The sequence below is a fragment of the Streptomyces sp. NBC_00234 genome (assembly GCF_036195325.1).
GTDB lineage: Bacteria > Actinomycetota > Actinomycetes > Streptomycetales > Streptomycetaceae > Streptomyces.
This window is the reverse complement of record NZ_CP108101.1, coordinates 8,029,953-8,051,981: the sequence shown is the minus strand read 5'-3', so window position 1 is coordinate 8,051,981 and position 22,029 is coordinate 8,029,953. Positions and strand designations below refer to the sequence as shown.

Below are 22,029 nucleotides of genomic sequence, written 5' to 3'. Positions count from 1 at the left end.
ATCTTCCTTACAGCCAGTCCGTACAAAAGCCGTGAATGATCGGGAGGCTCGCGTCGACCGGTTTGTCCGTCGTGACGTTGGGGTCGTTGATGATGTATTTCATCGGTTCGGGGTCGTACTGGGCATTGACGTCGTTCCAGCACGCCTTCGCCGTCGTGGCCTTCCAGTTCTGCATCTTGGTGTAGGCGCCTGCCACGCCGTCGCCGAGAAGGCCCGCCGTGTCGTAGCGCTGGATACCGCCGTCGGGATCACGTGTCGTCCACAACGTCAGGTACACGTAGTCGGGCGACGTGTCGAGATCGCGTGAAACCTTCGCCCATACCCCCTGACATTGCGGGGACCACATCAGCCGTACTTGGACCGACTCATCCGAATTGGTCACCTGCTGAAGAAGCTCGGCGTCGTCGTCGCATCCCATCTGAATGGGGTCCTTGTCCGAACAAGTCGCTCGCCAGCAGTCTGCTGCGGCTGCCGGCGACGCCTCAATTCCCTGAAAGGCTCCCGCCAGCAGCGTCAGAGCAGCCGCCGCCGGCCCCCATCTACGTATGCCGTGCACGCACATCACCTCGGATATTTCTTCTCCGCGCCGCATCAAGCGCAGCACGAATTGCCGTGTCTATTCCTGGTTGCCCCGGTGCCACTTCGGGCACCGCGGGGACAGGCGCACGCTAACGCGAACACACGCACGGAGAGGCCGAGTTGATCTTCCCTTTACCTGCATGGATGCCGAAGGTGGACGTGTTGTGGCAGCGCACCCCATAGGTGGTGCGCTGCCACAGAGTGGGGCGTGTCAGGCGGTGATTCTCAGCGAACAGCAGCGTACGTAAGTGGCACTTCGGCATCTCATGCTGATGAACAGGAGCTCCACGCCGGGCTATTCAGTTCACCAAGGGCAGCAAGTGACAATTCGGCGATATGAGTGGCCGAGACTGTCGGCGCCCTCAGGTGGGCGCGCCGCTCGTACGCTGCCGAGGAAACGCGCGCTCAGCAAGTGGAGTTGGCCGCTCTGACGGTCCGACGGGACGGGGGCGGAGGAGCCACTCCCCCACCACCCCCGGAACTCAGCCCCGCAGGAATTCGACGAGATCGGGTGCGATCTTCTTGGGTGCCATGACAACCGCTCCGTGGTTGAGGCCGCGCAGCGTGCGGTGGTCGGCTTCGGGGAGTACCTCGGCCAGCGCCTGCGCGGCCCTCTGGAAACCGGCCGGGCTCTTGGAACCGGTGAGGACCAGCGTCGGTGCCTTCGCCGCGGACCAGGGGTCCGGGCTGAGCGGCTTGCCCTGCTGCGTGTCGCCCATCACGGCGATGTCGTACGCCAGTGTGTGGGCCAGGCCCTTGAGGTTCGACCAGACGCCGGGCATCAGCCTCATCATCGCGACCAGGGGCGCGGGCATGCCCTGTGCCTCGACCATGAACGCCTTCACCGCCTCGCTGCGCTTGCCCTCGGCGAGGAGGCGGTCGATGCGGTCCGCGAAGCCTGCCGGAGGACCGAAGTCGGCGTCGGCGACGGCGAACGGCGGCTCGTAGAGCGCGAGTCGGTCGACCTTCAGGCCCGCCGCGGCGGCGCGCAGCGCGAGAACGGCGCCGGAGGAACTGCCGAAGAGCGACGCGGAGCCGCCTGCGTGCTCGATCAGTGCCGCGATGTCCTCGATCTCGCGTTCCACCGCGTACGCGGCACCGTCGGAGCTGGCCCCACGACCGCGCCGGTCGTAGTTGATGACCGTGAAACGCTCGGCGAGGAGACCCGCGAGTTTCCTGGCGTCGGAGCGGTCGGCGAGTGCCGAGGACACCAGGATCACCTGGGGCCCGCTTCCCGACTCTTCGAACGCGATCTCCGTGCCGTCGCGCGATATGGCGGTCGATTCCCCTGCAGCCGTCTTCTTACGCGTCATGGACACGCGCCCTCACCTTCGGATGATGAACCATCGGTCGATGTGGAGACCGGAGCGCGGACGTGAAGTAATCGGCCCTTCGTGACGAGAAGCCCTCGGCCGCTGAGGAGCAGCCCCCGCGACCCGGACGTCGTCGACCTCCTCGCCGGAACCCCAGGTTCGCTCCGTGCGAAGCGGCGTTACGGGAGGATCGAGTCCACATATCCGCCGTCCACCCTGACCGCGCCCCCGGTGGTGGCGGACGCGAAGGGCGAGCTGAGATAGACGACCATGTTGGCGATCTCCTCGGGCTCGATCAGCCGCTGAATGAGTGACTGGGGGCGGTGCTCGCGCATGAACGTGCGCTGCGCCTCGTCCCAGGGCAGCTCGCGGTCCACCAGCTCATAGACGAAGTCCTCGATTCCGCCGGTGTGCGTGGGACCCGCGATGACCGAATTGACCGTGACTCCGGTTCCCGCCACTTCCTTCGCGAATCCGCGCGACACCGCGAGCAGCGCCGTTTTCGACATCCCGTAATGGATCATTTCGGCCGGGGTGACGATGGCGGAGTCGCTGGCGATGTTCTGGACACGCCCCCAGCCGCGTTCCGTCATGCCCGGCAGATATCTGCGGATCATGCGGACCGCGGACAGCACGTTCACCTCGAAGTACCGTCGCCATTCGTCATCACTGATGTCGAGGGCTCCCTTGGCGCCGAAGATGCCCAGGTTGTTGATGAGAATGTCCGCTTGTGGCACGGCGCCGACCACCTGCTCGACGCCCTCGTCCAGGGAAATGTCGCCCGGCGCCGCCAGGAAATCGGCCCCGGGGAGCTCCTTGCTCAGCCGCTCCACGGCCTGGCCGACCGAGCCGGCCGTACGGCCATTGACGGCCACGCGCGCCCCGGCCCGGGCGAGCCCCTTGGCAATGGCCGCTCCGATGCCCTGGGTCGATCCGGTGACCAGGGCGGTCTTCCCGGCGAGGTCGATCAGCACCGTGAGGGTCCTTCCTGAAGAAGCACGCCTGCGGGAAATGCACGGCTGCCCGGTGCTGAACACCGGATGCGGCAAGGCAGGCTGGAGCGGCCATCCTCGCAATGTCCGCGCCACCGCCGGCGGAGGCCGGGGTGTTGACGCGATGCCGGCCGGCTTTCCTCCCCCGGACGGGTGAAGGATCCGCAGCGGAACCGGTGAGGCTCCCCGCCAGGAGGAACGCCTCGCCGTCGGAGCGAGGTCCCGCGACGCAGATCGGACCCCCGCAGGCGCGGGGGTCCGACGTCGTGCTCGCTCTGCTGTTGCTACCGCATGGGCTTCTGCGTAGTCGGCTTCTGCCTACTCAGCCCGCGAACCGGGCCATCCACGCCTCGACCTCGTCCGACGACCGCGGCAGGCCCGCCGACAGGTTCTCGTGACCGTCCTCGGTGACGACCAGGTCGTCCTCGATACGGACACCGATGCCGCGCCACTCCTCGGGCACGGTGAGGTCGTCCGGCTGGAAGTACAGGCCGGGCTCGACGGTGAGCACCATGCCCGGCTCCAGCACGCCGTCGACGTACTCCTCGTTCCGGGCCTGCGCGCAGTCGTGGACGTCCAGACCGAGCATGTGGCCGGTGCCCGCCATGGTGAAGCGGCGCTGGAGACCGAGTTCGTACGCGCGGTCGGCCGGGCCCTCGATGAAGCCCCACTCGACCAGCCGGGCGGCCAGGTGGCGCTGGGACGCCTCGTGGAAGTCGCGGTACGCGGCGCCAGGCTTGACTGCGGCCATGCCGGCCTCCTGGGCCTCGTACACCGCGTCGTACACCTTGCGCTGCAGGGGCGTGAAGGTCCCGCTGATCGGCAGCGTGCGGGTGACGTCCGCGGTGTAGAGGGTGTGCGTCTCCACGCCGGCGTCGAGCAGGAGCAGGTCTCCGGGCTGTACGGGACCGTCGTTGTCGGTCCAGTGCATGATCGTGGCGTGGTCGCCCGCGGCGCAGATCGAGCCGTAGCCGACGGAGTTGCCCTCAAGACGGGCGCGACGGAAGAACGTGCCCTCGATCCATCGCTCGGAGGACGCGATCGCCCGGGAGAGCTCACCGATCACATCGGTGAAGCCGCGCACGGTGGAGTCCACGGCCTTGCGGAGCTCGACGATCTCCCACTCGTCCTTGACGAGGCGGAGGTCGCTGAGCGCCCCTTCCAGCTCGGCGTCGCGCTCCTCGTCGGTGGTGACGGCCGCGTCCAGGGACGGGTCGATACCGCGGACGATGCGGGTCGGGGCACCGGAGGTGGCTGCCAGGTCCTCGGCGATGGTGCGGACGTCGCGGCAGGGCAGGCCGAGCACGAGCTCCGCCTCGGCGAGGGAGCGGCGGCGGCCCATCCACAGCTCTGCCGTGGTGCCGGTCCAGAACTCGTCGTTGTCCCTGCTGTCCCGGGGCAGCTGGTAGCAGTAGGCGTCATGGCCGCCGTCGGCTCGGGGTTCGAGGACGAGAGCGCCGTCCCGGGCCCGGTCTCCGGTCATGTGCACATAACCGGAGTAGGGGCGGAACGAGTAGGTGTCGTCGTTCGAGCGGACCTTGAGATTTCCGGAGGGGATCACGAGGCGCTCGCCGGGGAAGCACGCGGAGAGCGCGGCGCGGCGGTGGGCCGCGTACGGAGCCTGTGCGTCGAGCCGCAGGTCGTGCTGCTCGGTGTCCGCCCAGCCCGTCCGCATCAGTGCGGACAGTTCCTCGGAGATCCCTGAGTAGAGACCGTTCTTTCGGCCTTTCGCCACGTCGTACACCTTCCTCTGGTGAGTTCCTCAGCGGCGAGGGGCAGGGGGAAGCGCCCGGACAGGCCGAGCTCCCTCCCGGTACGGCCCGGGCGTCCTCGCCGCCGCCGGTCGCCGGCGGCTCCTGGACGGTATCCCCCGCCGGGCGCCCTTGGTGCCCAGTAGTGCCACTGGCACAGATCGGCCATCACCGCCGACGGGAGCGGTCGATAATGGGCGGTATGACGAACGCGAAACTCGGCGATGCCCTTCGGCTTCTGGGCATCGATCCCGCGGCGGCCCAGGTCTATCTGGCGCTGCTGGAGCTGGCCCCTGCTCCGCTGAGGGCGATCGGAACCGCGGCCGGTCTGGGCGATACGGACCTCGCCGCGGCGTACGACGCACTGGTCGACGCAGGTCTGGCCAGTGCCGCCGAGGGTGGGGACGTGGTGGCCCCGGTTCCGCCCACCGCGGGTCTGGAGGTCCTCGCCCGGCACCGGGCCGCCGAGGTCGAGGAGTCGCGCATCGCGGTCGGGGGCGCCTTCGATTCGTTCCGGCGCCAGCGGCTCGCCGCGTACAACGACCATCTGGTCGAGGTCGTCACCGGCGACGCCGTCGGTCCCAGGGTTCGTCAGGCGTGGGCGAGCGCCCGCGACCAGATCCGGCAGTTCGAGTCACCGCCGTACTTCCCCCTCCCGGGGGCCACGGAGGACGCGCTGGCCACGCTCGCCCGCGGTGTGACGCAGCGTGTCGTGTACTCGCGGGAGTCGCTCGAGTATCCGGGCCATCTGAAGAACGTCATCGAACCGTGCGTGAAGGCAGGCGAACAGGCGCGGGTGCTGCCCTCGGTGCCGGTCAAACTCGTGATCATCGACGAGGCGTTCGCACTCGTGTCGTTGTCGATCAGGGAGGCGGACGTCCACAACACGATGCTGGTCGTGCAGCCGTGCGGCCTGCTCTCCGCACTCATGGCACTGTTCGAGCAGTCCTGGCAGAACGCGTTGCCGTTCCACGGCCGCACCACCGGCCCGGGCGGCCTGGCCCCCGCCGACCGCCGCCTCCTGTGGCTCCTCGCGGGCGGTGCGAGCGATGACGTCATCGCCCGCGAGATGGGAATCAGCCGCCGTACCCTGTTCCGCCGGCTGCAGATCCTGATGGCCCGGCTGGGCGCCGCGAACCGCTTCCAGATGGCCTTGCAGGCGCAGCGCTCCGGATGGCTGTGACGACGGGCCCCGGCTCCCGGTCGGCGTCGGGTTCCGGCACGCTGCAGGGCGGCGGCATGGCCACCGCCCTGCAGCCGTCTCCTCAATAGTCTATTTGGACTGATAGAGTTCGACCATGCCACGTCGCGCTCTCGACAACCCGATCGTCCTGGCGGTGCTGGGCCTCCTGCTGGAGCAGTCCTCGCACCCGCATCAGATGCTCACCGAGCTGCGGAAGCGCAGCGACAACCACGCGGCCGCGATCACACGAGGCACGCTCTACAACACGGTCGGCGCCCTGGCCACCGCAGGATGGGTCGCCTCCCAAGGCCGGCAACGCTCGGGAAACCGCCCGGAGAAGACCGTCTACGCCCTCACGCAAGAGGGCCACGAGGAACTCGTACGACGTCTGGACTCCCAGATCCGTAACCCGGAACGAGAGTTCTCGCAGTTCCTCGGCGCAGTGACCTACCTCGGCGCGCTCGGGCCCAACGGCGCGGTGGAGGCCCTGACCGAGCGAGCCGGTCGCCTCCAGCAGCGCACGGACGCCGATCAGGAGCGCCTCTCCGACGCCCTGGCGGCGGACGTACCTCGCCTTCATGTCATCGAGGCCGAATACGCGTTGTGCCTCGCGCGCGCGGAACTGACCTGGATCGCCTCGGTCGTCGACGACATCCGCAGTGGCTCCCTGACCTGGCCGGCCGCGGCGGCGACGCCTCCGACTCCCCCGGCACCACACGACCGAGAGGAATCGAACCGTGCCACCGACCGCGCCTGACGGCATACTCTTCGGGATCTACCCCGGCGGCGTCACCGGAGATGACGCCGGGAGCCTGGCCGACGGACCGCCCGACGACCCGGCGCGCGTGTCGCGCGCACTGGACCACCTGCAGGGCCGACCGGGCCGCCCGTTCCTGGTGCGCGCCTACACCGCCTTCACCGACGACACCCGGCCCGGCGGTCCCCACGCGACCGCGACACCGGCCGCGGCAGCCCGGTACGCCGTCCGCGGGCGCCGACTGGACCTGGTGGCGCAGTACCGCTCCGCGGCCGGAGACGTCGACGGCTACTGCGTCTTCCTGCGCGAGCTGGTCGAGCAGTACGGCGGGGTCACCAGCACCTTGCAGGTGACGGAAGAGCCGAACATCACGTCGAACCCGACGCTGGACGGCTACTACCCGGCCGTGCACGAGGCGATCGTCCGCGGGGTGTCCGCCGTCAAGGCGCGAGCACTCGAACTCGGGCACACGCACCTGCGGGTCGGATTCAACACCACGCCCCTCTTCGGCCCGGCCGCCTCCTTCGTCACCGACCTGACCCACCGCGGCGGGGAACGCTTCGTGGCCGATCTGGACTACGTGGGACTGGACTTCTTCCCCGACGTCTTCCGGCCGGTGGCCGCGTCCGACCTCGCGGACGCCGTCGAGGGGCTCCTGCGCCACCACCGCGACGCGGTGCTGACACCCGCCGGTCTCGGGCACCTGCCGCTCCACATCACCGAGCACGGCTGGCCCACCGGTCCCGACCGGTCCCCGCAACGGCAGGCCGACGTCGTCGAGACCGTCGTACGGGTCGTGGCCGCCCGCTCGCAGCAGCTCGGCCTGAGCGGCTACACGCACTTCGCGCTGCGCGACGCCGACAGTGCGAAGCCGGGACTGTTCCATCAATTCGGGCTCACCACCGACGACTACGCACCCAAGCCGGCCTTCACCACCATGAGGACGCTCGTCGACCGCTTCAGCGTGTGACGTGGGGACAGGCAGCTCCTCGCCGGCGGCCCCGAGATGCCCCTACGACTCCAGGTACCTCAGCACCGCCAGGATCCGCCGGCTGTAACCGGTGGTGTGTGACAGTTCCAGCTTGTCGAAGATGCTGTTGAGGTTCTTCTCCACCGCACTCAGCGAGATATGCAGTTTCTGGGCGATGGCCGTGTTGGTGTGCCCCTGCGCCAAGGTCTCCAGGACACTGCGTTCGCGAGGGGTGAGGCGGGCCAGCGGGTCTCCGTGCGTGGTGCGGACGACCAATTGCCGCACCACCTCGGGGTCGAGGGCGGCACCACCCGCCTGAACGCGCTCCAACGCGTCCAGGAACTCCTCGACCTGGCCGACGCGGTCCTTGAGGAGATATCCGACCCGTTCCGCGCCGGAGGCCAGCAGTCGGGCCGCGTAGTTGCGCTCGATGTGCTGGGACAACACCAGCACGCCGACCTCCGGCCGGCGCTCCCGGATCTCCAGCGCCGCACGCAGTCCCTCGTCGGTGTGCGTGGGAGGCATCCGGATGTCCAGGACGACGACGTCGGGTCGCCGCGACTCCATCTCCTTGAGCAGAGAATCCGCGTCACCGAACGCGGCCAGGACCTCATGCCCCTCCTCGACGAGGAGGCGGACCAGGCCCTCCCGCAACAGGGTCGAGTCCTCGGCAATCATCACGTGCATGGAAGCTCCGCGGTTATGGTGGTCGGTCCCCCCGGGGGGCTGTCGATGTGCAGAGCGCCGTCGAGCGCGTCCACCCGGCTGCGCAAGCCGCGCAGCCCACTGCCCGTGGGATGTGCGCCACCTCGGCCGTTGTCCTCGATCCGCACTCCCAGCACCCTGCCGCGGAGCTCGACCCGTACGGAGATGGCCGTGGCACCGGAGTGCTTGGCGGCGTTGGTCACGGACTCCGACACGACGAAGTACGCGGCGGTCTCCACCGGCTGCGGCAGTTCCCCGCCCACATCGAATTCCGTACGAATGGGAATGCTGCACCGCTCGGACACGCCGCCCAGCGCCTCCTCCAGTCCCAGACTGTCCAACGCGGACGGATAGACCTGCCAGGCCACTTCGCGCAGCTCCGTGATGACATCCTGGGATTCCTGGTGCGCCTGGCGCAGCAGGGCGTCCGCCTGCTCGGGGTCGCGCTGCCTGCGTGCACGGCCGAGCAGCATCGCGAGAGCCACCAGACGCTGCTGAACTCCGTCGTGGAGATCTCGCTCCACGCGCCTGCGTTCGGCGTCCACGGCCTGCACCACCGCCGCCCGGCTGGTGGCCAGTTGGTCGATGCGCCGCTGCAACAGCTCTCGTTCGGAGGGGCCGAAGCACTCGCGGGCGATCCGCGCGTCCAGGGCGGAAAGCGAGTGGAGTCCCTGCAGGTCGAGGAAGAGCAGCACGCTGCCGAGGAGCAGCTGCATCACCAACTCGTCCCAGCGGAGTGTCCCTTGGGCCATCCCTCTCAGCAGCAGTCCCGCCAGGACAATGCCGAAGACCAGCAGTCCGATCACGACGCCGCTCAGCAGGCCCGTGTAGCTCCGGACCGCGAGATAGCGCAGGATCGTGGGACCGGACGACGCGTAGGGCTCGGGAAAGCGGTCGCCGAAGAAGACGGACCGGCGGATCCGTTCCAGGGCCGCCAGCCGGCGCGCTCCCGCCAGGAGGACGCCGAGGGCGTCGGGCCGGGTGAGCGGCCACAGCAGGAAGGAGCCGAGGGCGGTGCCGACCAGGAGGAAGTACAGGAAGCCGAGCAGGCCCGTGGCACAGCCGAGGAGCGCACCGAGGCTTCTGCGCGGCCAGGAAGGTGTCCGTACCACGGGCGCACGGTCCGCATCGAGGCCGTCCCGGCCCCTGCTCGCGAGCCGATGCGTGGTGCTGCCTGCGGAGTCCTCCTGCACAGGGACCGACCCTAGTGCCGCCCGCACAGCCGGAGCAAGATCACCCAGGCTGTGCGGGCGGCGGGTCCGTCGTGCGTGAGGGCGCGGGTGGGTCATGAAGTGCGGCGGTGCTGGGCCCGGTTCCGGCCGCGAAGCCGTACGGTCACATACGCCGCGAGGGCGAGGACGACCAGGGCCAGAACGGCTTTGGACAGGATCCCGACGTAGGTTTCCACCTCCGTCCACCGGCCGCCCAACCAGTAACCGGCGAGCACCAGGACAGAGTTCCAGATCAGGCTGCCGAGCGTGGTCAGCATGAGGAATACGGGCAGGGGCATGCGCTCCACCCCGGCGGGGACGGAGATGAGGCTACGGAAGATCGGCACCATGCGGCCGAGGAAGACCGCCTTGGTGCCGTGCTTCGCGAACCACTTCTCCGTACGCTCCAGGTCGGAGGTCTTCACCAGCGGCAGCTTCGCCCAGATCGCGTGCATGCGTTCACGGCCGAAGAGCATGCCGATCCAGTAGAGGGCCACGGCTCCCACGACCGAGCCGAGGGTGGTCCAGAACAGCGCCGAGGCCAGCGTGAGCACTCCCTGCCCGGCGGCGAATCCGGTCAGCGGCAGGATCACCTCGCTGGGCAACGGCGGGAAGAGGTTCTCCAGCGCGATGGCCAGGCCGGCACCCGGGCCGCCCAGGGTGTCGACGAGATCGGCGGCCCAGCCCGCGATGCCGTCCGCGGGTTCCTGAGGCAGAGCCACGGGTGTGAGGTGCATATGAGTCTCCAGGACGGCGTGAAGGGGCACCGGGGCAGGCGCCCTGGTGCCCCTTCACGCTAGAAACCGCAGACCACCGTGGGTATGGGGAAGGCCGTTCGCCCTGGTGGGGCTTTCCGCAGTTCTCACCCTGCGGAATACCGCACACTGCGCCTGCGGGAACGCCACTGCGCGAGCCGACCGGGCGGGTTGCGCAGGAGGCCGTCTACGGCCCGGTGGACCCCGGGACCATGGAGGGCGACGAGGCGTCCCTCAGGAGGAGGGCGGGTGCGGCGCGTGAGCCGTCGGCGCCGACGGTCCAGACGTCCGACACGCCCTTGGAGCGGCCGGGGAGGGCGTACGCGACGGTCGAGTCGTCGAGCCACGCCGCCTGGTCGTCGACGCTGCGCGTTTCGGCCAGCGGGGTCTCCCGCATGGTTCGCAGGTCCAGGACGTGGAGCCGCCACGGGTCCCGAGTGCCCTTGCGGACACGCTTCTTGAAGACGATGCGGGTGCCGTCGGGCGACAGGGAGGGGCATTCGACGTTCTCCCGGAGCGTGCGGGCCTTCCACGTCTTCATGTCGCCCTCGACGAGGTACGTCTTCCCCTTCGTGGACACCGTCGCGTAGAAGCGGTTGTCGTCGTCGGCGAAGGTGATGCCCCAGAAGTTCACGTCCGGCGCGTGGTAACGGCGGCCTTCGAGGTACAGCTGGAGGGTCTCCACATTCTTGATCAGATAGCCGGTCCGCGTGTCGAGGATGCCGCTCCGCGTCGAGAACGACGAGGAGGCGTACGAGTCGCCGCTGACGAACAGCGTCCACGCGACCATCCGGCCCGAGGGAGATACCCGCGCCCGGTTGGGGATGCCGCCGACCACGACCGTACGACGGCTGTCCAGGTCGCGGTCGAGGACGGTCACCTTCGTCTTCTGCGGGATGCCCGGCGCCGTCGCGAGACAGACGGCCGTCCGCCCGCTCGCGTGGAAACGGTGGCAGGACAGACCGGTGCTCCTGCTCTTCGTCCGGTCGGCGGTCCGTGTGCCGGAGGGGCTGTACGGCGTCGAGAACACGTCGCCCTTCTGCGAACGGTGGTAGAGACCGGGCGCGTCGTCGAGGGTGATGCCCGGGGCGCCCGAAGGCGAGGACGCCCGGTCTTCGCCGTCGGCCGCCTCGACCGTGTAGCCGACGGCGACGGCGGCCAGTACGGCCGTGGCCGCCGTGAGCGCGGTGATCCGCGCGCGCAGGGAGAGCGGGAACATCGTCATCAGGGCTCCGGGACAGTGGTGGGGGTGGGTTCGGCGGGCGAGGGCGCGCTGGGCAGCAGGACGCGGGCGACGAGCAGGACGGCGGCGAGTGCCGTGGCGGCCACGACGAGGGCGGTGTCCATGCCCCCCACCGTCCAGACGGCGCCGAACAGCACGGACGCCACCAGCCGGCCCAGCCCCTGTCCGGTCTGCAGGAGTGCCAACCCGCCCGCGCGCCGGTCGGCGGGCACGACGGGCCCGCCGAGGGCCATCAGGACTCCGTCCGTCGCCGCGTAGAACGCGCCGTGCAGAACGAGCACCAGCACGGTGAGCGGCCATCCCGCCACCGGTGAGAACAGCGCCACGTACACCGCGAGCAGCGCGACATGCCCCAGCAGGTACGGGACGCGGCGGCCGGTCCGGTCGGCAAACCGGCCGAACGGCACGGCGAGCAGGAGGTAGACGGCGGCGCTGCCGAGCGGCAGCAGGGGGAAGTACTCCACGTCGAGTCCCAGCCGCTTCTGCAGCACCAGATAGAGGAATCCGTCGCCCACGCCGGCCATGCCGAGCAGCGTGGCCGCGGCGAGGATCCGGCGGAACGCGGCGACCCGGAACAGCCGCAGGGTCTCCCCGAGCGTCGCCGGGACCGTGCCGGAGGCCCGGACCGGCGCGGCCGTGCGGCCGGGGACGAACGCGACCATGATCAGCACACCGAGCAGCCCGAAGCAGAAGCTGACGACGAAGACGGCGTCGTAGGCGTCGACGGTCACCCACAGGACGGCGAAGGCGACGAGCGGTCCGAGCAGGGCACCCGTGGTGTCCATCGCCCGGTGCACACCGAAGGCGCGGCCGAGGTCCCGCTCGTCGCAGCTCAACGAGATCAGGGCGTCGCGCGGCGCCGTGCGCACCCCCTTGCCGACCCGGTCGGCCGCCAGGGCCGTGGACAGGGCGGGGGTGGAACTGCCCGCCAGCAGCAGGCCGAGCTTGCAGACGGTGGAGAGGGCGTAGCCGGACCCGGCGACGAGCCGGTGCCGCTGCCAGCGGTCGGCCACGTGCCCGCCGGCCAGCCGCACGAACGCCGTGACGCCGTTGTACAGACCGTCGAGGAAACCGAACTGGAGAGGGCTGAGTCCCAGTCCCAGGACGAGGTACAGCGGGAGCACGGCGGTGACCATCTCGGACGAGATGTCGGTGACGAGGCTGACCGCGCCGAGCGCGACGACCGTACCGGCGAGGCGCCTCCGGCCGGCGGGCCGAGCGGGTGAGGAGGTCCGGGCGGGGCGCGGGCCGTCCGATGGGTTCCTGGCGGGCGCGGGGTCGTCCGGTGGACGGCTTCGGCCGGCGGCGAGGTACATACACGCTCCTGGTGCGCGGTACCCGGAGCTCCGGCTGCACGACCGGCGCTCGGGGCGGCTTCGTTCGCCCGGCGCGGCCGGCCGCCGGAGCACGGCAGCCGACCACGACGGACGAACACGGGGTCAGTGACAGCTGTACGTCGGACCGGTGTCCAGGACCGTGCCGTCGGTACCGACGAACTTGGAGGTGAAGCTCGTGTCGGTGAAGTCGAGCCGCATCACACCGAACTTGTCCCAGATCCGCTTCTGGCTGTTGGCCTGCACGGTGTCGCCCTGGCCGTAGAGGTCCTTGCCGCCCATGCCGCCGAGGACCTCGACGATGCCGTTGGGATCCGCGGCCCCGTCCGGGTTCTGGGGGGCGAACCGCTCGTAGTGGTGGTCGTGTCCGCTCAGCACCAGCTCGGTGCCTGCCTCACGCAGCATCGACCAGACCGGCTTGCCCACGGGGTCGTTGCCATGGCTTCCGGAGCTGAACAGCGGGTGGTGGAAGTAGGCGGCGACGCACTTCTTGCCGTTGGCCGCGAGGTCGGCCTTCAGCCAGTCGAGCTGTTCCCGCTCGTCGAACCGGTTGGAGTTGAGAGCGATGAAGTGCCAGTTGCCGTAGTCGTAGCTGTACCACATCTTGCCCTGGGGAGTCGCCCGGTCACCGAAGTACTCCCGGTAGGCAACCTCGTCCTGGTTGTCCCAGTCGTCGTACGCCTCGTGGTTGCCGGGCACGGGGTGGGTCTTGTCCTTGAACTGCCCCCACGACTTGTCGTAGTAGGCGCGGAAGTCCTCGATGTGGGCGTCGTCGTACTGGTTGTCGCCCATGGTGATGTAGAACGCCGGGTCGATCGCCATCGCACGCGCGGCGGTCTTGAAGTGCTGGCACCCGGAGTCGCTCTGATTGCACTGGTCGGCGATGTCACCGGCCCCGACCACGCTGAACGCGCCGCTCGCGGGCGGGTCGGTCGGATTCGGGGGCGTGGTGCCGCCGGTGCTGCCGTAGACCTCGATCTCCCACAGCGAGTAGCCCCACGCGGTGCCGCGCGCGGTGCCGTACATCCGCAGGTACCGGCCCTCCCCCGTGAGTCCCGTCCAGGTGTCGGTGCCGCCGTTGCCCGCGGTCTCCGCGGCCAGGCGGGTCCAGTCGGTACCGTTCGCCGAGACCTCCAGCCGGTACTGCTTCGCGTAGGCGGCCTCCCATGTCAGCTCGACCCGGGAGATCTCCGCCCCCGCGCCGAGGTCGACCCGAAGCCACTGGGGATCCACACCCTCGGCGCTGGCCCAACGCGTGGACGCGACGCCGTCGACGGCCTTGGCGGGGGCGAGGGTCGAGTCCTCGGAGGACGAGGCGGTGACCGGCTTGCCCCGCGATATCAGCGTCTCGCCGGCGGGCGGGTCCGTCGGCCCCGGGCCGGGCACCGGGTCCTTGTCGATGCGGAAGTTCTCCCCGTACACGGACCAGGCGAGGGGGGTGTTGAGGTCGAGGTTGCCGTTCCTCAGGAAGACCCGCTGAGCGGTGTCGACACGGCTGGTGTCCTCGTGGGCCGCCTCCTTCTTCATCTCCACGACGCGGGCGTCGAGGAAGGCGTCGAGGTACTCGGTCTCGTCACCGCCGTCGGCAGGCGGGGCTGCCTCGTTCATGGCCTCCTCGCGGATGCTGTCGAAGCCTTCCTGACCATGCATCACGATGGCGTCGTAGTAGGCGAATTGGCCGAGGGTCCGCAGTCCGTCGCTCTTGGCCCGTGTCACCGACGGGCCGAAGTAGACGCGGTCGCGCTCGTGTTCCTGGGCCGCCCGGAACTCCTCGGTGGCCGCGGCTTCCTCCCAGGCGGCCGTGAAGCCGGGGTCGAGGCCCTCGTGGGAGTCGCTCCCGTCGACCTCGCGGAGCGCGGGGAGGTACTCGGCCAGCGGGTTGTCCGGCACCTGATCCGTGTAGTACTCGACGAGTTCGAGCATGTCGTGCGTGCCGGAGCAGAAGCCGATGATGCCGGCCGTGTAGCCGCGCCCGTCGTCGATGTCCTCGATGTAGTCGAACTGTTCGCGCCACTCCAGGGACGAGTTCTCGGCGGTGGAGACGATCTGCATGGCGATTTCCTTCTTCACCGGATCGTCGAGGCCCGATGCCTCGGCCGCCTGCCCGGTGCCGAGGACCACGACGGCGGGAATCGCGGCCAGCGCCGTCGCCAGGGCGATCCGCGCACCGACGCGCCGACGGCGGTGCGTGGGCCTGGGTGGCCGTTCCTGACGGGGGATGCGGTGGGGAATGCGCAGACGCATGTGGTTCTCCGATCTCTTGCGACGTGCCGGACGCCGAGCGCGCAGAGGGCCGTGGAGGGGCGCGCGGGCACAGCTCAGCCAGGGAGTGGAGCTCTGTTAGGAAAGTTTCCTTTCCATTGAACGCGTCCATTGGAGCGTGCCGCTCCGCCGCCCGCAAGGGCCCTGACGCAGCAATCCGGAGCAAAGCAAGGGGTGTTGGCCCGATCCCCTCGGGTGAGGAGTGGCCGGAATCGGTGGTGCCGCACGGCACGGTGGCGCACGTACGCGACCGATGGCGAGGAGGTAGCGAACCGCTCACCCGATCGCGGGTGCCGCCGGTTCCCGGCGCCCGTCAGCCTTGTATGACCGACTGGCGTCGGCCCTCCAGGACGGACAGGCCGCCGCGTCCGTCAGACGGACAGGCGAGCGCAGCGGCGGCAGGCGCGGGCCGAGGCGGCAACCGCGGCGTGCGATACGGCTGCGAGGGCACCGGCGAAGGCGAGCAGGGGCCAGTTCGTGGCCAGGGCGGAGGCGGTGGCGAGCGCGAGGGTCGTGACCGCCATGGAGGTGCTGGCGGTGGTGCCGGCCCAGGCGACCAGGAGGGGCAGCCGGTGCGGTGTCGGCAGCCGGCGGGCGAGGGGGCCGGTCGCGGCCAGCGTCGCCGCGGCGAGCAGCGCGGCGACGGCCGCGATCCCGGCCAGGTGAGCGGCCAGCAGCTGGGCCGCGTGCGAGAACTGCCACGCCTGTTCGCGATCCGCGGTCCGGGCCAGGTGCCAGCAGACGATCAGGAACGGCGCCGTGAGCGCGACGGCCCGGGCGGTGTGCCTGGCCTGGGCGGTGGTCAGTTCTTGCTGGCAGCTCGGGACGAGTACGTCGACCGTCCCGAACTCCCGCACCGCTCGGTCGGCGGCGCGTTCGTAGGGCATGCCCTCGGCCGTGTACGCCTCGGCCGTGTCCGTGAGCCCGCCGCGCATCTCTTCGATCAACCGGGCCTTGGCCCTGGCAGGTCCGTACAGGGCAGCCGTCAAGGCCGCCACGTGGTCCCGGATGGGGTCGGCGTGCCGGCCGGTGGCGTTCATGTGGCGAGGCCGGGCGGGGTGACGGGGTTGAGGACCGAGCCGATCGCGGCGGTGAACTCGCTCCATGCCGTCCGCTCGCCGGCCAGCGAGCTCCGTCCGGCTTCGGTGAGTTCGTAGCAGCGCCGACGGCGCTCACCGGCGGACTGCCAACTGCTGCTCAGCAGCCCGATCCGCTCCAGCCGGTTCAGCGCCGGGTAGATCGTGCCCGTGCGCAGTTCGAGTACGCCACCACTGCGTTGCTGCACCGCCGCGATGATCGCGTACCCGTGCAGCGGGCCCTGTTCGAGCACGGCCAGCAACAGTCCATCGAGGTGCCCTCGCACCGCGTCCGCCTTCATGAGTAGGCAGCCTACCCATTTTCACCGTAGGCAGTGTATGTATTGGCAGCCAACATATACGCGCTCCGGCTTGGAGGCCCCGCAGTGACCGAGCTGCTGTTGTCCGTACACGTCCTGGCGGCGATCCTGGCGGTCGGATCGATCACCGTGGCCGCCTCGATGTTCCCCCGCTATGCGCTGCAGGCGTGTGGTGACGGGGGTGAGGACGGCCGATCCACCGGGATCGCCGCACTCCTCCACCGCGTCTGCCGCGCCTACGCGTTCGCCGGTCTTGCCGTGCCGGTCTTCGGGATTGCCACCGGAGCCCAGCTCGGTGTCCTCACCGACGCCTGGCTGATCGCCTCGCTCGCCCTGACCACGATCGCCGCGGCCCTCCTCGCGTTGACGATCCTTCCCGGCCAGCAGCGGCTCCTCGACCTGGCCCAGGCGCCCGCGCAGGGAGCGTCCGAGCAGGGTGCGCCAGAGCAGGAAGCGCCTGAGCAGAAGAAGCCGACGGCGGAGGCGGCACGTCCCGCGGCGACCCGTCTGACCATGCTCACCGGCATCTTCAACGTCCTCTGGGCGGTCGTCGTCGTCCTGATGATCGTCCGCCCCGGGTCCACCACGACCGTGTGATCCCGGTACGGGATGGACGGCACGCAGGACGTGTCCCGCGTGCCGTCCGCCGAACCAGCCCGGTCAGGGGCGTTCGAGGCCGCCGCGTGCGATGACCTCGGCGTACCAACGGGCACTGTCCTTCGCCGTCCGGCGCTGCGTCGCGAAGTCCACGTGGACGATGCCGAAACGCTTGCTGTAGCCGTACGCCCACTCGAAGTTGTCCAGCAACGACCACAGGAAGTAGCCGCGCACGTCCACGCCGTCCGCGATCGCCCGGTGCACCGCCGACAGATGGGCGTCCAGATAGGCCACCCGTTCCGGGTCGTGCACCTGACCGGACGGGTCGGCGTAGTCGTCGTACGCGGCCCCGTTCTCGGTGACCATCAGCGGCAGGCCGGGCAGTTCGTCGCGGAGCCGGGTGAGGAGTTCGTGCAGTCCGTCCGCGTCCACCGGCCAGTCCATCGCGGTGCGCGGCCCGGCCGCGGGGGTGAACGCGACGTGCTCCTCGGCGCCGGCCCACGGGGACGGGGACTCCGAGGAGCCGGCCGAAACGACGCTGGGCGAGTAGTAGTTGATGCCGAGGGAGTCGATGGGCGCGGAGATGATCTCCAGGTCCCCGTCCTGCACGAAGGACCAGTCGGTCACCGATGCCGTGTCCTCGACCAGGTCCTGCGGCAGCCTGCCGTGGAAGACCGGGTCCAGGAAGATCCGGTTGCCGACGGCGTCGATCCGCCGGACGGCGTCGAGGTCCGCCGGGCTGTCGGTCAGCGGGCGCAGGGCGTGCAGGTTCAGGGTCAGCGAGATCTCGGAGGAGGCCGCCAACCGGTCCCGCAGCACCCGGGCCGCGGTGCCGTGCGCCAGGTTGAGGTGGTGGGCCGCGCGCAGGGCGGCGAGATCGCTCGTACGGCCGGGGGCGTGGACCCCGTTCCCGTACCCGAGGAACGCCGCGCACCAGGGCTCGTTCAGCGTCGTCCAGGTGTCCACCCGGTCGCCCAGCGCGTCGGCCACGATCCCGGCGTACGCGGCGAACCGGTGTGCCGTGTCACGCTCCGGCCAGCCGCCCGCGTCCTCCAGCTCCTGGGGCAGGTCCCAGTGGTAGAGCGTGGCGACCGGGCGGATGCCGGCGGTCAGCAGCTCGTCGACCAGCCGCCGGTAGAAGTCGAGGCCGCGTTCGACGGCGGGACCCCGGCCGGTGGGCTGGACCCGCGGCCAGGACACCGAGAAGCGGTAGTCGGTGACGCCGAGGTCCTTCATCAGGGCCACGTCGTCGGGCATCCGGCGCAGGTGGTCGGCGGCGATGTCACCGGTGTCGCCGTTGCGGACCTTGCCGGGGATCCTGCTGAAGGTGTCCCAGATGGAGGCGGTGCGGCCGTCCTGCGTGGCCGCTCCCTCGATCTGGTACGCGGCGGTGGCCGTCCCCCAACGGAATCCGGTGGGGAACCGCGGCGCCGTCACGGTCTCCGGGCGGGCATCGAGAGCAGTCATGGGGCAGGCACTCCAGGAGGTGAGTCGGGGTGTGACGATGCGGTGCGGGAGAGCTCAGCCCTTGACGGCTCCCTGCATGATGCCGCCGACGATCTGACGGCCCAGCAGGCCGAAGACCAGCAGCACCGGAAGCGTGCCGAGCAGCGTGCCGGCCATGATCACCGACTGGTCGTGCACATAGCCGCCGCCGAGCTGCCGCAGCGCGACCTGCACGGTCGGCTCCTGCGAGGACAACGCGATGATCGGCCAGAAGAAGTCGTTCCACGCAGTCATGAACGTGAGCATGCCGAGCACGGCCATGCCCGGCCGGGCGATCGGGATGACGATGGACCAGAAGATCCGCGCCGTCGACGCGCCGTCGACACGGGCGGCCTCGATCAGTTCGTCGGGCAGTGACTGCGCCAGGTACTGGCGCATGAAGAACACTCCGAAGGCCGACACCAGACCGGGCAGGATCACGGCCTGGAGCTGGTTCACCCACTGGAGCTCCGCGATCAGCATGAACAGCGGGATCACACCGAGCTGCGGCGGGATCATCATCGTCCCGACGGTCAGGGTGAGCAGCGCGCCCCGGCCCCGGAAGCGCAGTTTGGCGAAGGCGAAGCCGGCCAGGGTGGAACACAGCACCGTGCCCACGGTGATGGAACCCGACACGATGAACGAGTTCAGCAGCGCCTTGCCGATCGCCGCCTCCTCCAGCACCGCCTCGAAGTTCTTGATGAGGTTGGGGCCGGGCAGCAGCGTCGGCGGCACCTTCGCGAGGTCGGCGTTCGAGCGGCTGGCCGCGACGATCGTCCAGTAGAAGGGGAACGCCGAGATCAGCAGCGCGAAGCCGAGGATCAGGTAGGACAGCCGGCCGCCCTGCAGCGTGCCCGCGGTCTGCGGTCTCCTGCGCCGGCGCCGCGGGGGTGGGGCCGGTACGGTCTCCGACGCGGTCGGCGGTGCTTCGAGCACGGTCATCGGCCGGCCTCCCTGCGGACACGGCGGCGTACGACGAGGGCGTTGACCCCGACGAGCACCACGATCAGGACGAACATCACCCAGGCGATGGCGGCGGCACGGCCGAGGTGGAAGAAGCCCCAGCCCTGCTCGTACATGTACAGCCCGAGCGTCTGGTACTGGTGGGCGATTCCCCCGGAGATGGACCCCTCGAAGAGCAGCGGCTCCCCGAAGAGCTGGGTGGCACCGATCGTCGAGACGATCACGGTGAACACGATGGTGGGCCGCAGACCCGGCAGCGTGACATGGACGAACTGCCGCCAACGGGACGCCCCGTCCATCTCCGCGGCCTCGTACAGCTCACCCGGGATGGACTGCATGCCCGCCAGATAGATCAGCGCGTTGTAGCCGGTCCAGCGCCAGACCACGATGGTGGAGACGGCGATCTGCGAGGCGACCGTACCGGTCTGCCAGTCCACCGGGCTGACTCCGACCAGCCCCAGCACGTAGTTGATCAGCCCGAAGTCGCGGCCGAAGAGCTGCGCGAACACCAGGGTCGCGGCGGCCACCGAGGTGGCGTAGGGAAGCAGGATCGCCGTCCGGATGAAGGTGCGCCCGCGCAGCTTGTAGTTGAGCAGGTGCGCAAGCCCCAGGGCCATCGCGAGCTGCGGCACGGTGGACAGCACACCGATGGTGAACGTGTTGCGCAGCGCGGTCCAGAAGTACTCGTCGGTGAACAGCGCCGTGTAGTTGGCGGTGCCCCGCCACTCCATGTCGCCGCTCGTCTGGAGTTCGACCCGGTAGAGCGAGACGAACGCCGTGTAGAGCAGCGGGAAGAGACCGAAGGCGGCGAACAGGGTGAAGAAGGGGGCGATGTAGGCGTACGGCGAGAGTCTGCGCCAGGTGCGCCGGACGGAGGCGGCCCGAGTGTCGTCGGGCCCGGATCCGGGCGCCCGGGGTGCGGCCTTCGCGGTGGCGGTGAGGGTCACGGTCGGCCCTTCGAGAGAGCGGGCGGGCGGGTGTCACAAGGTGTGGGTGGCGTGGGTGTGTTCCGAGGGGGCCGGTTGTTCGAGGTTCCGACGGGGGCAGTTGACGGGGGCCGCGTCCACTCCCGGTGGCCCGGAAGGTGGACGCGTGCCACGCCCCGCGCCGGTGTCCGGCCCCGGGTCAGCCGACGACGTTCGCCACGCCCTTCTTGGCCGTCTCCCACGCCTTGGCCGACGACGTGCCCTTGCGCTCCACCTCGCTCAGCGCGTTGGTCAGCTGCTGGGCCACGTTCTGGTCGTGCACACCCAGTACCTGCACCGGGGACGCCTTCGCCGCGTCACCGAAGATCTGGCCGATCGGCGCGTCGGTGAAGTACGGGTCCTTGGCGGCGGCGACCTTCTCGATCGCGCCCGTCGAGGACGGGAAGTTGCCCTGCTTCTGGAAGAGCTTGGCCTGCTGCGCAGGAGCGGTGAGCCACTTGATCAGCTCGTACGCCTCCTTCTTGTGCTCGGCCGCACGCGGGACCGAGAGGTAGGAGCCGCCCCAGTTGCCCGCGCCGCCGGGCAGCTTGGCGATGTCCCACTTGCCCTTGCCCGCGTCACCGGCCTGGCCCTTGATGTAGCCGAGCATCCAGGCGGGGCACGGGATGGTGGCGAAGGATCCGGCGGCGAACGCCTGGTTCCACTGCGGCGACCACTGGTCGAGCTTGGCGCTCAGCCCGGCGTCGGATGCCTTGACCGAGGTGTCCCAGGCATGCTTGACCGCCGGGTTCTTCTCGTAGATCAGCTCACCGGAGGCGTCGTAGTACCGCTCCTTCTCCTGGCCGATCATGATCCCGTAGAGGCTGCCGATGCTGTCCAGCCAGGCGCTCTTGGCGGGGGCCTTCTTCTTGTACTGCTTGCCGAGCTCCAGGTAGCCGTCCCAGGTGGACCACTTCTGAGCGAGTTCCTCGCGGTCCGTGGGAAGCCCGGCCTGCTTGAACAGGTCGGTGCGATAGCACATCGCCTCCGGCCCGACGTCGGTACCGAGTCCGAGGATCTTGCCGTCCTCGGTCGTCGCCGCCGACCACTTGGCCTCGGCGAACTGGCTCTTGAGCTTGTCGGCACCGAACTCGCTCAGGTCCTGGAACTTGTCGGACTGCTGCTGGGTGACCGAGGCGATCCTGCCCACCTCGATGCCCTGCACATCGGCGAGCCCGCCACCGCCGGCGAGCCGTGTCTGGAGCGACTTCCAGTAGTCGGCCTCGTCCTCGGTGTCGGTCTGCTTGATGGTGACGCCGGGGTTGAGCTTCTCGTACTCCTTGTACAGCCCGGCCTCCTTGTAGCCGAACGATCCGAAGAGGTCGACGGTCAGCGTGACCTTGCCGTTCGCGCTGTCGGACGAGTCCGAAGCGTCGGATCCACAGGCGGCGAGGAGTGCCCCGGCGAGGACGACCGCGCCTATGCGAACGGTGGCTCTCCTGGCGGCTCGGGCGATGGGCATGGGAGTCTCCCTTGTTTTCGGGATGAACCGAGGCTTGAGAGCGCTCTCAAGCGGTGCGTCTGGAGCGTCCCCCAGGACGACTTCACCGTCAAGACTCGAACGCATA

20 protein-coding genes and 1 pseudogene are annotated in these 22,029 nt (G+C 69.7%); 4 read left to right on the top strand and 17 right to left on the bottom strand.

What is annotated here, in order from left to right; genetic code table 11:
• Positions 1-7 precede the first annotated feature (7 nt).
• The 4 genes from OG230_RS35290 to OG230_RS35275 form a co-directional block, all read right to left on the bottom strand.
• Positions 8-604, bottom strand: a complete 597-nt coding sequence (locus tag OG230_RS35290; RefSeq protein ID WP_328907846.1) for a DUF2690 domain-containing protein — start codon at positions 602-604, stop codon at positions 8-10.
• A gap of 457 nt (positions 605-1,061) precedes the next feature.
• Positions 1,062-1,898, bottom strand: a complete 837-nt coding sequence (locus OG230_RS35285) for an alpha/beta fold hydrolase (protein ID WP_443051458.1) — start codon at positions 1,896-1,898, stop codon at positions 1,062-1,064.
• Positions 1,899-2,071: 173 nt separating this feature from the next.
• A complete protein-coding gene (locus tag OG230_RS35280; protein ID WP_328907845.1) occupies positions 2,072-2,866 on the bottom strand; it encodes an SDR family NAD(P)-dependent oxidoreductase in 795 nt (264 codons plus the stop codon).
• Between the two features lie 340 nt (positions 2,867-3,206).
• The gene (locus OG230_RS35275; protein WP_328907844.1) at positions 3,207-4,619 is read right to left on the bottom strand and encodes an aminopeptidase P family protein; all 1,413 of its coding nucleotides are present in this window, start codon (positions 4,617-4,619) and stop codon (positions 3,207-3,209) included.
• Positions 4,620-4,837: 218 nt separating this feature from the next.
• On the opposite strand from OG230_RS35275, the gene OG230_RS35270 reads away from it, so the two are divergent.
• From OG230_RS35270 to OG230_RS35260, 3 genes are all read left to right on the top strand, one after another.
• Complete coding sequence (locus OG230_RS35270; RefSeq protein WP_328907843.1) at positions 4,838-5,818, top strand: LuxR family transcriptional regulator; 981 nt, start codon at positions 4,838-4,840, stop codon at positions 5,816-5,818.
• A gap of 115 nt (positions 5,819-5,933) precedes the next feature.
• Positions 5,934-6,575, top strand: a complete 642-nt coding sequence (locus tag OG230_RS35265) for a PadR family transcriptional regulator (protein ID WP_328907842.1) — start codon at positions 5,934-5,936, stop codon at positions 6,573-6,575.
• Positions 6,556-7,545 (top strand): hypothetical protein, encoded by a 990-nt coding sequence (locus OG230_RS35260; protein WP_328907841.1) that lies wholly within the window; start codon positions 6,556-6,558, stop codon positions 7,543-7,545. Before OG230_RS35265 ends, OG230_RS35260 begins: the two co-directional genes overlap by 20 nt.
• Before the next feature lie 42 nt (positions 7,546-7,587).
• Here OG230_RS35260 and OG230_RS35255 read toward each other — a convergent pair whose 3' ends face one another.
• The 9 genes and pseudogenes from OG230_RS35255 to OG230_RS35215 form a co-directional block, all read right to left on the bottom strand.
• Positions 7,588-8,232, bottom strand: coding sequence for a response regulator transcription factor (locus OG230_RS35255; RefSeq protein WP_328907840.1), 645 nt, complete (start codon positions 8,230-8,232; stop codon positions 7,588-7,590).
• On the bottom strand, positions 8,223-9,362 hold the full coding sequence (locus tag OG230_RS35250; protein WP_328907839.1) for a sensor histidine kinase: 1,140 nt from the start codon (positions 9,360-9,362) through the stop codon (positions 8,223-8,225). Before OG230_RS35250 ends, OG230_RS35255 begins: the two co-directional genes overlap by 10 nt.
• A gap of 173 nt (positions 9,363-9,535) precedes the next feature.
• On the bottom strand, positions 9,536-10,198 hold the full coding sequence (locus tag OG230_RS35245) for a DedA family protein (RefSeq protein ID WP_328907838.1): 663 nt from the start codon (positions 10,196-10,198) through the stop codon (positions 9,536-9,538).
• A gap of 205 nt (positions 10,199-10,403) precedes the next feature.
• On the bottom strand, positions 10,404-11,441 hold the full coding sequence (locus OG230_RS35240; RefSeq protein ID WP_328907837.1) for a TolB family protein: 1,038 nt from the start codon (positions 11,439-11,441) through the stop codon (positions 10,404-10,406).
• Positions 11,441-12,775 carry an MFS transporter gene (locus tag OG230_RS35235; RefSeq protein ID WP_328907836.1) on the bottom strand — a complete coding sequence of 445 codons (1,335 nt, stop codon included), beginning with the start codon at positions 12,773-12,775 and terminating at the stop codon, positions 11,441-11,443. The genes OG230_RS35240 and OG230_RS35235 overlap by 1 nt, the downstream gene beginning before the upstream one ends.
• A 123-nt stretch (positions 12,776-12,898) precedes the next feature.
• Entirely contained in the window at positions 12,899-14,179 is a 1,281-nt protein-coding gene (locus OG230_RS35230) for a discoidin domain-containing protein (RefSeq protein ID WP_328911627.1), read from the bottom strand.
• A gap of 9 nt (positions 14,180-14,188) precedes the next feature.
• A pseudogene (locus OG230_RS35225) lies at positions 14,189-15,037 on the bottom strand (chitosanase); the annotation flags it as partial.
• Between the two features lie 389 nt (positions 15,038-15,426).
• A complete protein-coding gene (locus tag OG230_RS35220; protein ID WP_328907835.1) occupies positions 15,427-16,095 on the bottom strand; it encodes a permease prefix domain 1-containing protein in 669 nt (222 codons plus the stop codon).
• Positions 16,092-16,433: a PadR family transcriptional regulator gene (locus OG230_RS35215; RefSeq protein ID WP_328907834.1), complete on the bottom strand. Its 342-nt coding sequence runs from the start codon at positions 16,431-16,433 to the stop codon at positions 16,092-16,094. Before OG230_RS35215 ends, OG230_RS35220 begins: the two co-directional genes overlap by 4 nt.
• An 84-nt stretch (positions 16,434-16,517) precedes the next feature.
• Here OG230_RS35215 and OG230_RS35210 point away from each other — a divergent pair, with 84 nt between their 5' ends.
• Positions 16,518-17,048 carry a hypothetical protein gene (locus OG230_RS35210; RefSeq protein ID WP_328907833.1) on the top strand — a complete coding sequence of 177 codons (531 nt, stop codon included), beginning with the start codon at positions 16,518-16,520 and terminating at the stop codon, positions 17,046-17,048.
• Between the two features lie 63 nt (positions 17,049-17,111).
• Here the strand turns inward: OG230_RS35210 and OG230_RS35205 are convergent, their stop codons facing one another.
• The 4 genes from OG230_RS35205 to OG230_RS35190 form a co-directional block, all read right to left on the bottom strand.
• Entirely contained in the window at positions 17,112-18,515 is a 1,404-nt protein-coding gene (locus OG230_RS35205; RefSeq protein WP_328907832.1) for a GH1 family beta-glucosidase, read from the bottom strand.
• 54 nt (positions 18,516-18,569) lie between these two features.
• Positions 18,570-19,475 carry a carbohydrate ABC transporter permease gene (locus tag OG230_RS35200; protein WP_328907831.1) on the bottom strand — a complete coding sequence of 302 codons (906 nt, stop codon included), beginning with the start codon at positions 19,473-19,475 and terminating at the stop codon, positions 18,570-18,572.
• Positions 19,472-20,443 carry a carbohydrate ABC transporter permease gene (locus OG230_RS35195; RefSeq protein WP_328907830.1) on the bottom strand — a complete coding sequence of 324 codons (972 nt, stop codon included), beginning with the start codon at positions 20,441-20,443 and terminating at the stop codon, positions 19,472-19,474. The genes OG230_RS35200 and OG230_RS35195 overlap by 4 nt, the downstream gene beginning before the upstream one ends.
• A gap of 178 nt (positions 20,444-20,621) precedes the next feature.
• Positions 20,622-21,923: an ABC transporter substrate-binding protein gene (locus OG230_RS35190; RefSeq protein WP_328907829.1), complete on the bottom strand. Its 1,302-nt coding sequence runs from the start codon at positions 21,921-21,923 to the stop codon at positions 20,622-20,624.
• Between the last annotated feature and the right edge of the window lie 106 nt (positions 21,924-22,029).